Raw genomic sequence first — 13,587 nt, 5'->3', positions numbered from 1 at the left:
ATCACATGGAGCGTTGGCAGTGCTAACGCCCCATCCAGCCCCCGTCGACTACAAGGATTTCACCGTTGACGAAGTCCGACGCAGCAGAGGCCAGAAAGACCACCGGTCCGGCAAAATCAACAGGCGTACCCCAACGGCCTTGGGGTGTTCGTTCCAGGATCGACTTCGACCGGACCGGATCATCCCGCAGGGCTTGGGTGTTGTCGGTCGCGATGTAGCCAGGCGCGATCGCATTCACGTTTACGCCCTGTCCGGCCCATTCGTTAGCCAAGGCTTTGGTCAGCTGTCCAATCCCGCCTTTCGAGGCCGCATAGCCCGGAACGGTGATGCCGCCCTGAAATGTCAGCAGCGATGCAGTGAAGATGATCTTCCCCGAGCCGCGCGCCAGCATGTCCTTGCCAATCTCGCGTGACAGAACGAACTGCGAGGACAGGTTCACCTCCATCACTTCGTCCCACCAGTCGTCCGGGTGTTCGGCGGCGGGTTTGCGTTTGATCGTGCCGGCATTGTTGACAAGTATATCAGGGGTTTGTCCGTCGGCCCTCAACTGATCAATGAACCCATGCAGCGCGGCGCGATCCGAGAAGTCGCATTGGTAGGCCCGGAAATTGCGTCCCATCGCCGTCACGGCTTTTTCGACATCCGAGGCAGACAGCTCGAGCGAGGCGGACACTCCGATGATATTGGCTCCGGCCGATGCCAATGCTTCGGCCATACCGCGCCCGATACCGCGTTTGCACCCGGTCACAAGGGCCGTCTTTCCCGTCAGGTCGAAACTTTGCAAAACACTCATGAACGCGGTCCTACTTCGATCAGGCTTTTCATTGCGGTTGGGCTGCGATCCAGTGCTTCGAACGCGGCCTGGATGTCTGCCAGTGGGCTGACGTCCGTGATCACAACATCCGCGTCCACTCCGCCCGAGGCGACAACTGCAATGGCTTTCTCGTAATCCTCTGGCTCATAGACCCGAGCACCGATCAGTTGCAGCTCTCGCCAGAAGAACTGGAACAGGTCTATCTGAGGTTTTTGAGCATGAATCGCGACCATTACGATCCGGGCCCGAGTCGCGGCAACGGCGGTCATTGCATCGACACCGGGCTGCGTTCCTGACACCTCGAAAACCACATCTGCCCCTTTGTCGCCCGTGCGCGCATTGATTGTGGACACCAGGTCGGTTTCGGTTGGGTTGATTGTGTCAAAGCCAATTTTTTCAGCTATCGCAAGACGGTTCGGATTCACTTCGGAAATTACGACATTTCCACCCGCGTCCCGCGCAACCATGGCAACCAGGATGCCAATCGGGCCGCCGCCGATAACGACAACGTCCTCTCCAGGTTGCAGGTCAGACAGCCGCACATCGTGGCAGGCAACGGCAACCGGCTCGATCAGCGCCGCGTGATCCATGCGCAAGTCATCCGGCAGAACGTGCAACGTGTGGGCCGGAACAGTCCATATCTCTTGCATCGCGCCATCGGTGTCGAGGCCGAGAAACTTGAGATTCTGACAGATATGCTGATGCCCCCGCTTGCAAGCTGGGCATTCTCCGCAGTGATCAAGCGGTCGGACAACGACCTTCTGGCCGGGTTCGACCGTATCGACGCCCTCGCCCACCGCTTCGACGACACCTGACATCTCATGCCCAATCACCCGGTTCAGGCCGACGCGGGCATCCATGTTGCCGTGGTAGACGTGCATATCCGTCCCGCAAATCCCACAATAGGCAACACGAATGGCAGCCTCGCCGGGACCCAGCTCTGTCGCTTGGGCTTGCTCTACTGCAAAGCTCTTTTCACCCCTGTAGTATGCGGCAGTGATCGTCTGGGTCGTCATCTACGCATCTCCTTGTGTTCCGCATTCAATTTGTCCCAGTCGAATTCCACTCCGGTTCCCGGGGCATCCGGGGCCACGGCCAGACAGTCTTCGACAACTAGTGGACGGGTCGTGTACTGGTCTATCGGGAATGAGTGTACTTCTAGCCAGCCTGCGTTGGATTGCGCAGAAACAAGGCTGACGTGCAGCTCCTGCATCCCATGACTACAAACCGGAATGCCGTGTTGTGCGCTTAGCGCGGCCACGCGCAGCCAGCCGGTGATTCCACCGCAGTTTGAGGCATCGGGCTGGATAAAACTCAGTTTCGCGTCATCAAAGGCGTATTCAAATTCGTGTATGGTGTGCAGGTTTTCACCCATGGCAAGGGGAACGCCCGTCGCTTCGACAATTCGGCCATAACCTTTGTAGTCGTCTGGAATTGTCGGTTCCTCGAACCACAGGATATCGCAGTCGGCGAACCCTCTGGCAGCGACGATGGCCTGTTCGACACTCATAGAGTAATTCGCATCGACCATGAAGAACCGGTCCGGCCCCAGCATCTCGCGCACCGCCCGGGCACGTGCAAGATCGTCGGCCAGGTCTGGTTGACCGACCTTGATCTTGACTGCGTTGAACCCACGCGCAAGGTACCCTTCGGTCTGACGCAGCAGTTTCTCCAACGAGAAATTCAGGTCGATCCCGCCGGCATAGGCCTTGCACCTTTTCGACGCTCCACCGGCCATCTGCCACAATGGCGCGTTCTGCGTTCTGCCGCGAATATCCCACAGTGCAACATCCAAGGCCGAGATGGCAAACGAGGCGATCCCGCCCCGTGCGACGTAGTGCACGTGCCACTGCATGGCATCGTACAGGCTTTCGATCTGTTCGGCGTCTTGTCCAACAAGGAACGGTGCCAGGTCATGCTTGATCATCGCCAGAATGGCGTGACCACCCTTGCCCCCGGTATAGGTATACCCGACCCCCTCGACCCCATCCGAGGTTTGAATGGTGACCGTGATCAATTGAAAAAACGTGTGATCCCCATGTTTGGCATCGACCAGGACCTCTGCGAGCGGAACGTTGAACAGCCGCGCTGATACACTTTCTATGCGATTCATTAACCCAAGACCTTCTGCTGCCTGGCAATAACCCGAGACTGTAAAAGGATGACCGCAAATAGAAAGCCTCCACGTATGACCATTTGCCAATAGGCACTGAAACTGATGGTGCCCTGACCGTTTTCAAAGTTTAGAACGTTGAAAACCAGCCCCAGCAACAGCGCGCCGGCGACCGTCGCAGGGATCGATCCCATCCCACCCGTCAACAAAGTGCCGCCTACAACCACGGAAGCGATGGCTGACAATTCCCATCCGATGCCTTCAAGGGGTTGCCCAGCTCCAAAACCCGAGGCCAGAAAGACTCCGGCCAGCCCCGCACAGCCACCCGACAGCAGGTAGACAAAAGCCTTGGCGCGATTGACCTTCAGGCCCATGAGGTTCGAGGCATCCTCGCTGCCACCGATCGCCAAGACGGTCCGCCCGATGGTGGTTCTTTCCAGCACCAGCCAAAGTGCCAGAGTCAGTCCGGCCACGATGACGATTGCCCATGGAAACAGGCCAAACGCCTGCCCCATGCCAAGCTTGGTGAAGTTCGACCCCCAATCGACCGAAATTGTCTGGGCGCCCGAAATCACCAATGCGCCGCCTTTTGCGGCCAGCATGGTGGCCAGCGTGGCGATGAAGGGCGGGATCCGAAGGATGATTATGCAAAAGGCGTTGATCGCCCCGAAACCAACCCCGGCAAGAACGGCCCCCGGCAACGCAACCTGAATCCCATACGGGCTGAGATAGGCCGCAACAACCGAAGTAAAGGCCGCCACTGATCCGACCGACAGATCAATCCCGCCGGTCATGATCACAAAACACATGCCCAGCGCAATCGCGATGAACATCGCGTTGTAATTCAGGAAAGACGAGAAATTGTAGGCGCTGCCAAAGTTGTCATAGCGCATCAGCCCGAACAGAATCAAAGCCAGCAGTGCGATCCAAACCGTCACCGAGGCCGAATTACGTCGAAGGTATTTTCGCAGGTCAAAAGCCGTATCATCCAACATCGATTAAGCCCTCCGAAACTGCTGGACCCAGACGGCCAGGATAATGATGACGGCCTTGGCGATCAGTGCAACTTCGTCCTCTACCCCGTTGGCCAACAATGTATATTTGACCAACTGGATGATGACGGCACCCAGTATGGCACCAAAGATCGGCGCTCGCCCGCCTTGCAAAAGAGCCCCGCCAACAACCGCGGCCGCGATGGCATCAAGCTCCATCAGATTGCCGTTGCGCGCGGCGTCCGAGGCTGAGTTGATTGCAACCACGATCAAACCGGCTAGGCCCGCAAGCACCGCGCAGATGACATAGGCCCCGATCTTGACCCGTCGGACGGGACCACCCGACAGATAGGCCGCGCGTTCATTGCCCCCTATGGCCAGCAAGTAACGGCCCCATGTGGTTCTGGTGATCACCCAAAACAGCGCACAGGCAATGGCCAGCGCCAGCCAGCCCTGGAACGGCAATCCAAGCACTTTACCAGTTCCAAGATAACTGAATGAAGGGTTTGAAAACGTCTGCAGGTTCCCGTTCGTCAAGACTTGGGCAATACCGCGACCAGAGATGAAGAGAATGAGCGTCGCAACGATGGGCTGCACGTTCAACACGGCAACCATCACGCCGTTGAATACCCCGCATAGCCCCGCAATGAACAGCGGCAGGACAATGGCCAAAGTGACGCCTAGCATCGGATTGGCAGAGCCCAGATCCGACAGAAAGATCAACGGAGCAAGCGCCCCCGCCAGCGCCATGACCGCCCCAACCGACAGATCGATCCCACCCGTGGCGATTACCAGCGTCATCCCCATGGCCACGATGGCGATCGTAGCGACCTGGCTGATATTTACGAACAGGGTTTGCAGTTGCAGGAAATTAGGTGTGAAAAACGCGTTGAACACCAGCAGGGCGACTAACGCGGCGATGCCGCCGTGAAAGCGGAAGGGCATTGATGCGACCCGTTGCGGCAACTTCATTGCGCGGTCCATGAACCAGTTCCTTCTTCATGATGCGCAAGCGCGCGCACCAGTATGTTCTCGGTGACCCCGGGGTTGGTCAGTTCCTTGACCGAGCGTCCCTCGTGCATGACCACGATGCGATCGGCGCCTTCCACCAGTTCTTCGAATTCTGAACTGATGAGAACGACGCCAAACCCCTTCTCGACATAAGACCGAATGAACGATTGGATCTCTCGCTTGGCGCCAACATCCACGCCTCGGGTCGGCTCGTCGAGTATCAGGATGTCGGGCTGCGTCGCCAGCCAACGGGCAAGCAGCACCTTCTGCTGGTTGCCGCCGGACAATTCGCGAATGGGTTGGTCCATATGCGCCGCCTTGATGCCCAGATCGTCGATAAAGGCCTGAACAATCTCGCGCTCGCGGGCAAAGTCGATTTGACCACGACTAGCCAGTTTCGGCAGCAGGGCCAGCGTCATGTTCTCGCGCACGGACATGTCTGGAATGATCCCTTCGGCCTTGCGATCTTCGGTCAGAAAGCCGACGCCGTTTGCGATCGCGTCACCCGGTCCGGACGGTTGCCCGACCACGCCATGCAACTCGATTGCGCCGCTGCGTTTCCCGTCCACTCCGAACAAAGCGCGCGCCGCCTCGGTCCGGCCTGAGCCCAGCAATCCGCCCAGCCCAACGATTTCCCCGCGGTGGAGAGTGAGGTCGAAATGCGTCAGCCGCGGGCCTGTTGAAACAGAGTCCGCCCGCAAAACGATATCGCCTTTCTTGGCCTTGGCACCTGCGAAGTCCGTCAAACCGTCTGCCGCGATCTCATCCTTGTTGCGGCCCAGCATGTCCGCGATCATTTCCAGTTTGGTCGTATCCTGGACGTTACGCGTGCTGACGGTGCGCCCATCTCGCATCGTTGTGACTCGATCGCATATTTGGAACAGCTCATCGAGGAAATGCGAAACATAAAGAACAGACACGCCCTGTTTCTTCAACTCGCGCACAACACCGAACAGCACCTCGACTTCGCTGGCATCCAGCGACGACGTGGGTTCGTCCATGATGACAAGTTTCGCATCCAGCGAAACAGCCCGCGCAATCGCAACCAACTGCTGGATCGCTGTCGAGAAATTTCCTAGCGGCTCGGTCACGTCGATATCTATGCCAAAGCGCGTAAGAACCTCGCGTGCGCGCCTGTTGCCCTCGCGCCAGTCGACCAGAAAGCCGAGACGTTTGGGCTCGTACCCCATGATGATGTTTTCAGTCACTGACCGCAGCGGCACCAGGTTGAGCTCTTGATAGATGGTGGCAATTCCGGATTCCTGCGCTTCGCGCGGAGTGGAAATGCGGCTTGGCACACCCGCCAGATGAACGTCGCCGGCATCCCGATCGTAAACTCCGGTCAGAACCTTGATCATCGTCGATTTGCCCGCACCGTTCTGGCCGATCAGCGCATGAACCTCGCCGGGCGCGATTTCCAGGTTGGCCTGGCTAAGTGCCGGCACGCTGGCAAAGGACTTTTCAATTCCCGACATCGAGACGAGCGCATTCATGAGATGTCTTCCTCCGATTGCTTGCAGGTGGCGCCGACCACAGGCCAGCACCACCCACCAGGGAGAATCAATAGGCTTCGTCGATGTGATCGGCCGCATTGTCCTTGGTAAAGATGCGATCTTCGACTTTCACCCATTCCGGGATCGCCTCGCCAGCCGCGTATTTATTCATGACTTCACAAGCCAGAGGGCCGAAGAAGGGTGAGCTTTCCACCGTCACCCCCATCTTGCCATCGATAATAGCCTGAAGTGCATCGCGTGTCCCGTCGATCGAAACGATGGTCACGTCCTCGCCAGGCTTGCGGCCGGCCAGTTCCAGAGCCTGGATCGCACCGATTGCCATCTCGTCATTGTGGGCGTAGACCACGTTCACATCGGGGTGCGCCTGCAGCAGGGTTTCCATCACCTGACGACCCAGGTCGCGCGCAAAGTCACCGGTCTGAGAAGCCACGATCTCAAAGCGGTCATCCGTTGCAATCGCGTCGTCGAAACCTTTTTTGCGGTCATTTGCAGGTGAAGAACCAGTCGTGCCTTCCAACTGGACGATGACGCCATTGTCGCCGTCGAAATTCTCCATCAGCCACTGTGCGGCACGGTTGCCCTGATCAATGAAATCCGACCCAAGGAACGCCACAAAATGCTCGCCCGGCTTGGCAACGGCCGGATCAACCGAGCGGTCCACCAAAAAGGTCGGGATTCCCGCGGCACGGGCCTTCATAACGGCTGGGATCAACGGCTTTTCTTCCCGCGGGGGCAGGAACAGAACGTCGATGCCTTGGGCGATCATGCTGTCCACATCCGCAACCTGCTTTGCTGCAGATCCGGCTGCATCCGTCGCGATAAGGTCCCAGCCGCAGGCCTCGGCCGTGTCATGGAACGATTTTGTCTCGGCAATGCGCCACGGATTGTTCGACTCCATCTGCGCAAAGCCGACCTTGTAGCGATCCTTCTGCTCAAGCGGTGGAAGATCCTGCGCTATCGCAGTCGTGCCCAACAGCGCACCCGCGACAACCGTCGAGATCAAAAGAGTTCTGCGTTTCATGGTTATTCCTCCTCCATTGGTGCGGTCGCCTCCGTTTTGACCGCGAGTTTTAGGTCATGCCCAATTCATGTAAGTCGTCTGTTTCCTCAGATAGCCATCAAAGCCATACGCGCCGTCTTCGCCCCCAACCCCGGACAAACCCCAACCGGTGTGAAATCCCTGTACGGCCTCACCATTGGAGCGGTTCAGGTACAATTCGCCGAACTTCAAACGGCTCGGGGCCTCCATCAATCGCCGGTGCGATGCCGTAAAGAGATAGGCGGACAGCCCGAATGACGTGTCATTCGCAAAACTTATCGCCTGATCAAAATCATCGACTCGCATGGCTGTCGCCACGGGTCCAAAGACCTCCTCCTGCATCGCGGCATTGCCGTTGTCGGAGACCTCGAGAACCGTTGGGGACATCCAGTGCCCTTCGCGGTGCGCGCCGTCCGTCAAAGGCCCGCCTTCCAGATGGACCGTGGCACCTTCGGCAATGCTGCGCTGGATGATTTCGACGACCTTGGTCACTTCGACCTTGCTGACTTTGGGCCCCAGGTCGCAGTCCTCCATCGGATCTCCGATCGACAATGCGCGGGCTGCTGTCACGAATTTTTCCAAGAACTGATCCGCAATACCGCGATGCAGATACATACGCTCGTTGCAGGTGCAAATCTGGCCGCAATTGGCAAACCGGGCGGCAATGGCGGCCGAAACAGCAGCGTCAATATCCGCATCCTCCATCACGATGAACGGAGCCTTGCCGCCAAGCTCGAGCCGGACAACCTTGATCCGGTCGGCCGCGGCGCGAAAAATCTCTTTACCGGCTCGTGTGCTGCCGGTCATTGTGATCAGTGAGGTATCGGGGTGTTCGACCAACCGCTGCCCTACCACCGGCCCCTTGCCTGTCAGAACATTCAGAACACCGGGCGGAAACCCGACCTTTTCGGCAAGCTCGGCGATCGCGAGACCGGACAGCGGCGTGATTTCGTGTCCCAACAGAACAACAGTGTTGCCCGCGACCAGCGCAGGCCCGACTTTCCTGGCGGCCAATGCCAGCGGATAGTTCCAAGCCGTCAACGCAACAACAACGCCATAAGGATGACGCCGGATCTGGATTTCCTCGGACTTGTTGTCCGATGCCACTATGTCACCCGAAATCCTCCGGGCCTCTTCAGCCGCATGGCAAAGAAAGGTAACAGCGGCATCAACTTCACTTCGGGCCTGCGTGATCGGCTTGCCCTGCTCGACCGTGATCAGAGCGGCCAGACGCCCGGCGTCAATCCGGATGGCTTCGGCCAACCGCTGAACCAGTCGCGCCCGCTCGATCGCTGGGCGCGAGGACCACGAGCCAAAAGCACGATGGGCCGCCTCGACGGCCGCATCCGCATGAGCGGCACCGCCATCTGGAACTTGCGCAAAGATCTCTTCATTTGCAGGGTTCTCGACACCAACCGTGTCCGCGTCAGAGTCGGTAAAGCGGCCATCGATGAACATCGAATGCCGAACCACCTGACCCAACTCCCCCACTACAGACCGCAATTTCGCCTCCCGCGCTTACTCGGTCAGACCACATTGGCGACCGCACCATCGATCAAAACACTAATAATATTATTTCGTCAACACTAATATTAATTACTATTCACTAATATTAGTTGCGCGTCCTCCGCATAGTCGATAAAAAGGAAGCGAACAAAAAGGTTGAGCAATGAACGATCAAGCGAACAAGGCCGGGCAGCACAGGGGCGTGGGACGAGTCGCGGGCCGGCAGCGCATAACGATGCATGATATTGCACGCGTCGCCGGGTGCTCACAGACGACAGTATCGCTGGTTCTAAACAAGAACGATTCCGTCAAAATCTCCGAGGACACAAAGCAAAGAGTCCTGGACGCCGCCAACACGCTTGGATACGCCATGCCCTCTCAACTCAGGAAACCCCAGGACAGCGCGCCTCGGCCCTCGGCGTTAGACGGCACCATCGCTTTTGTCGTGGACGATCTGGCGTCGAGCCCCGAAATGGTAAACGCGTTTAATGGCGTGAAACAGGCCGTTCGGGACACGGGAAATCTTGTATTGCTGGCAGAAACCCAAAACGACCCCGAGGTCGAACCCAGAACGCTTAGGAATTTCCTCGACCAACAGGTTGCGGGCATCATTTACGCAACCGTTTTCACCCGGCGGGTGGTCGTTCCGGAAATCCTCAGGCAGACCGCAACCCCGGTTCTGCTGCTGAACTGCTTTTGCGACGACCTCTCTTTTCCTGCGGTGATCCCCGGCGAAGTCGCCGCTGGACATACGGCGACCAACGCCCTGATCAAGGCGGGGCACAAACGAATCGCCACCATCACCGGCGAGCCGTTCATGGAATGCGCCGCAGGGCGAACGACCGGGTACAGAAACGCCCTTGCTTCCGCCGACATCCCATTTGACGAGGATTTGGTCATCGAGGGCAACTGGCTGCCCAGCGCAGGCTATGCTGCCACGCGCGAATTGATGGACCTGCCCTCTCCGCCAACCGCCATTTTCTGTCAGAATGACCGAATGGCAATCGGCTGCTATGAGGCGCTCAAGGAACTTGGCCTATCCATCCCCGAGGACATCTCGGTCATCGGATTCGACGATGACGAAACCGCGCGACACCTGTCGCCACCCCTGACCTCGATGATCCTTCCAACTAGGGCGATGGGACGCTGGGTCATCGAACAGTTGTTCCACGGTCCGACGGATGGTCAGCGACACCCTCTCGTGAAGCTTGAATGCGAACTGGTGGAGCGCGACTCGATCAGCGAACCCAAACGCCGGGCCTGAAGGCGAACTCGTGACGGAAACCTTCGATCATATCGTCATCGGCGGCGGCTCTGCCGGCGCAGCCGCTGCAGCGCGACTGGTCAACCAGGGCAAGTGCAGGGTTCTGGTGCTGGAGGCCGGGCATTCGCACCGCCATCCGTTGCTGGACATGCCGCCGGGTATCTTCAAGATGATCAACGGGTCCAAGTTCATGACCTACCACCAGACCGAACCGCAGGACCACCTGGACGGTCGCGTGCATGACATTCCGCAGGCCAACGTGCTGGGTGGCGGGTCGTCTGTGAATGCCCAGGTCTATATGCGTGGCCGCCCTTCTGATTATGACGCGTGGGAAAACCTGCTCCGACAGACCAACGACAGAGTCGGCTGGGGATGGGATGATGTGCTGCCCTACTTCCGTAGAATGGAAGACAATAACAGGCTTCACAATGACCTGCATGGCAGCAACGGTCCGGTGCAGGTCTCGGATCCGGGGCATATCGACGACATGTCACGTTGGTTCGTTCAGTCGGTGCAGGCCCTTGGCGAACCATTCAACACGGACTTCAACGGCGCAACGCAGCGCGGTGTCGGGTTCTATCAGTTCACCAATCGCGCCGGTAAGCGCAGTTCGTCGGCTTATGCTTTTCTCGCCCCACTCGAGACGAACCCGAACTTGACCATCCAGCTTGGCGCAACGGTCAGCAAAATCATCATCGAAAACGATAAGGCCGTCGGCGTGCAGTATCGAGACAAACGCGGAGCCCACACGGTCCGGTGCGATGGTGAAGTTGTCGTTGCGGCGGGCGCTCTGGTGACGCCGAAAATCCTAATGCTATCAGGCATCGGACCTGATGCACATCTTGCCGATCACGGTATTCCCGTGATCTGCCCATTGCCTGGGGTTGGCCAGAACCTGATTGACCACCCTGAAGTTCCAATTACCGCCTTTGCCAACGGTCCCTACGGATACTTCAAACAAGGTGAGGGCTGGCGGATGCTTCGCAACGGCATCCAGTTCAAACTGTTCGGCAGCGGCCCGGTGACTTCGGCCGGGGTCGAAGCTGGCGCCTTCGTCAATCCGTCGATTCCTGATGGAGAACCGACCATTCAAGCCTTTTGCGTGCCCATCGTCTATCTGGATCGCGACGCACTGGACGAGGTGCAGGATGACTTTGGCCTGACCGTTACGACCGTCGTGGTCAAACCGAAATCACGCGGAGAGGTCCGGCTTCGCTCGGCCGATCCTCACGCCATGCCGGTGGTCTCGCCCAACCTTCTGAAGCATGAAGACGACATGCAGGAGATGATCCGGGGGCAGCGGTTCTTTCGCCGGGCATTCACGTCGGGCCCGCTTGCTCAAAGGGTTCGCGAAATCGTCATTCCTACAGCGGACGACGACCAGACGCTACGAGCACATTGCAAGCGATTCGTGAAAACCAACTATCACCCGGCGGGCACTGCCAAAATGGGCCAAGACGGCGACGGAATGGCCGTGCTGGACGCCAGAATGCGCGTGCGGGGGATCGAGAGCTTGCGGGTGTGCGACATGTCCGCCGTTCCGGACATCAACGCCGGCAACACAAACGCACCTGCCATGATGCTTGGCGAACGATGCGCCGACCTGATCCTTGGCATCGGATCAGCACGCGAGGGACGCAATTCTTAACCTAAGCTGCGGCGTCGTCCGTCATTGAGCCGATTTCTGGCGCAAAAAATGGCGTCGCGCTGCCCGCCCGACCGAAAACGGATTTCCCTAGATGTTTTCCGACTAATTCGAACTTGCCTCAGTTTGCCGCGGAAACCGCGAACCTATCCGGAACAAAGTTGACGCCACTCGCTAAGGGCGGCGGCGCGGGTCAGCTTGAATGTATCTCTGCTGGTGAGATCGCTCCTTGTTAAAGTGGTTGTAGACGGAGGAATGGACGGAGGCGAATGTCTGTAAACTTCGCACCCGTATGAACCGCTGCATTACGCGTTCGCGTCGTCGAAACGGCAGGTGCGAATTCTCGACGCGGTTGTTGAGCCAGCTGCCCGTCTGTTGTTTTTCAAGCGCGCCCAGTTCTCTGAGAGCGGCTCTGTATGAGGCAAAGCGATCCGTGACGATGGTTTCCGCTTTGCCGTGTCGCTTCATCAATTTCTCAAGGAATTTCAATGCTGCAGCATTGTTTTGGCGCTTGGTGACAACAGCTTCCAGTACCTCGCCTTCCTGATAAACGGCCTGCCAAATATAATGCCGCTTGCCATTTACCTTCACGAAAACCTCGTCAACGTGCCACTTCCATTTGGAGAACGCGCGCAGCAGCTGAACACGCTTCCGCCTTATATCAGCAGCAAACATCGGGCCAAACCTGTGCCACCAAAATCGAACAGTTTCGTGGCTCACGTCGATGCCTCGCTCGTGCACCAGATAATCGACATTCCGAAGCGAGAGCGGGAAAGGATGTACAGCATCACCGCAAAGCGGATGATCTCGGGACTGGTTTTGAAGCATTTAAATGGTGATCGTCTTTCCATCCACAAAGGCTATGAATGCCCCCTTGCCCGCCTCAAGCCAAGTTCTTCTGACAAAACCTACATTGCAGCGATTCAGACATCAGTCAGAGAGCCTTGCGCGCCAGACCTCAAATCGTTCAAGAACGTCTGGGTCGGTTGCAGGATAAAGTCCAATTACGGGGGTGTTTTTTCGCACTTCTTCCAGAACGAAGCGTTCGAACAACTCCATTGGGCCTGCCTCGATCGCAATGTCATCGGCGAGGTGACGTGGGATAATCATGACACCATCGCCGTCACCCAGAACTATGTCACCAGGATAGACCGCCACGCCGCCACACCCGATTGGCAAACCGATATCAACCGCATGATGTTTCGTAAGGTTGGTTGGGGCAGATGGTTTTGCGGCAAAGACTGGCATCTCAAGTGCTGCGGCACCGTCGGCGTCGCGAATTCCACCATCCGTGACAACGCCCGCTGCTCCGCGCATTTCCAGTCGCGTCAAAAGGATCGAACCTGCCGAGGCCGCCGATGCATCCTGCCGACAATCCATGACCAATACCGCGCGTTCAGGACATGTTTCCACGGCCACGCGCTGCGGGTGATCTGGCTCACGAAACGCCTCGATCGGGTCGGTGTCAGGCCGTGCAGGAATGTAGCGCAGTGTAAAAGCCGGGCCGACAAGGGAGGGCCTGCCCTTGCCCAATGGGGCAACGCCTTGAACATAGGCGTTTTGATAACCGCGTTTGTAAAGCAGCGTGGCCACAGTCGCTGTGCTGACCTTTGACAAGCGATCAAGCGTATCCGGATGCAGTTTGGTCGTTTCGGCAGGCTGAGGTTTCGGCAAGGGCTGGATCCTTCT

General features: G+C 57.9%; 11 protein-coding genes and 1 pseudogene. 2 read left to right on the top strand and 10 right to left on the bottom strand.

All coding sequences use genetic code 11. The features are described 5' to 3' along the window. Positions 1-22: 22 nt before the first annotated feature. From ACR0ID_RS04120 to ACR0ID_RS04085, 8 genes are all read right to left on the bottom strand, one after another. Positions 23-793 carry an SDR family oxidoreductase gene (locus ACR0ID_RS04120; protein ID WP_480603948.1) on the bottom strand — a complete coding sequence of 257 codons (771 nt, stop codon included), beginning with the start codon at positions 791-793 and terminating at the stop codon, positions 23-25. Beyond that, the gene (locus ACR0ID_RS04115) at positions 790-1,830 is read right to left on the bottom strand and encodes a zinc-dependent alcohol dehydrogenase (RefSeq protein ID WP_480603946.1); all 1,041 of its coding nucleotides are present in this window, start codon (positions 1,828-1,830) and stop codon (positions 790-792) included. Before ACR0ID_RS04115 ends, ACR0ID_RS04120 begins: the two co-directional genes overlap by 4 nt. After that, the gene (locus tag ACR0ID_RS04110; protein WP_480603944.1) at positions 1,827-2,927 is read right to left on the bottom strand and encodes a mandelate racemase/muconate lactonizing enzyme family protein; all 1,101 of its coding nucleotides are present in this window, start codon (positions 2,925-2,927) and stop codon (positions 1,827-1,829) included. Before ACR0ID_RS04110 ends, ACR0ID_RS04115 begins: the two co-directional genes overlap by 4 nt. Then, positions 2,927-3,922, bottom strand: a complete 996-nt coding sequence (locus ACR0ID_RS04105) for an ABC transporter permease (protein WP_480603942.1) — start codon at positions 3,920-3,922, stop codon at positions 2,927-2,929. The genes ACR0ID_RS04110 and ACR0ID_RS04105 overlap by 1 nt, the downstream gene beginning before the upstream one ends. A gap of 3 nt (positions 3,923-3,925) precedes the next feature. Next, entirely contained in the window at positions 3,926-4,903 is a 978-nt protein-coding gene (locus ACR0ID_RS04100; protein ID WP_480603940.1) for an ABC transporter permease, read from the bottom strand. Further along, entirely contained in the window at positions 4,888-6,423 is a 1,536-nt protein-coding gene (locus tag ACR0ID_RS04095; protein WP_480603938.1) for a sugar ABC transporter ATP-binding protein, read from the bottom strand. The genes ACR0ID_RS04100 and ACR0ID_RS04095 overlap by 16 nt, the downstream gene beginning before the upstream one ends. 67 nt (positions 6,424-6,490) lie before the next feature. Further along, complete coding sequence (locus ACR0ID_RS04090; protein WP_170558391.1) at positions 6,491-7,465, bottom strand: ABC transporter substrate-binding protein; 975 nt, start codon at positions 7,463-7,465, stop codon at positions 6,491-6,493. Positions 7,466-7,519: 54 nt separating this feature from the next. After that, positions 7,520-8,986: an aldehyde dehydrogenase family protein gene (locus ACR0ID_RS04085; RefSeq protein ID WP_480603935.1), complete on the bottom strand. Its 1,467-nt coding sequence runs from the start codon at positions 8,984-8,986 to the stop codon at positions 7,520-7,522. A 166-nt stretch (positions 8,987-9,152) separates the two neighbouring features. Between ACR0ID_RS04085 and ACR0ID_RS04080 the strand changes: the two genes are divergently transcribed. Both ACR0ID_RS04080 and ACR0ID_RS04075 read left to right on the top strand, forming a co-directional pair. After that, positions 9,153-10,253, top strand: a complete 1,101-nt coding sequence (locus ACR0ID_RS04080; protein ID WP_480603933.1) for a LacI family DNA-binding transcriptional regulator — start codon at positions 9,153-9,155, stop codon at positions 10,251-10,253. Positions 10,254-10,263: 10 nt separating this feature from the next. After that, positions 10,264-11,901, top strand: a complete 1,638-nt coding sequence (locus tag ACR0ID_RS04075; RefSeq protein WP_480603931.1) for a GMC family oxidoreductase — start codon at positions 10,264-10,266, stop codon at positions 11,899-11,901. Positions 11,902-12,044: 143 nt separating this feature from the next. On the opposite strand, the pseudogene ACR0ID_RS04070 reads toward ACR0ID_RS04075, so the two are convergent. After that, positions 12,045-12,749, bottom strand: a pseudogene (locus tag ACR0ID_RS04070) (IS6 family transposase). A gap of 79 nt (positions 12,750-12,828) precedes the next feature. Beyond that, complete coding sequence (locus ACR0ID_RS04065) at positions 12,829-13,572, bottom strand: ribonuclease activity regulator RraA (RefSeq protein WP_480603929.1); 744 nt, start codon at positions 13,570-13,572, stop codon at positions 12,829-12,831. Positions 13,573-13,587 lie beyond the last annotated feature (15 nt).

Source organism: Ruegeria sp. AL2 (genome assembly GCF_056540845.1).
This window is presented reverse-complemented; position numbering and strand designations above follow the sequence as displayed.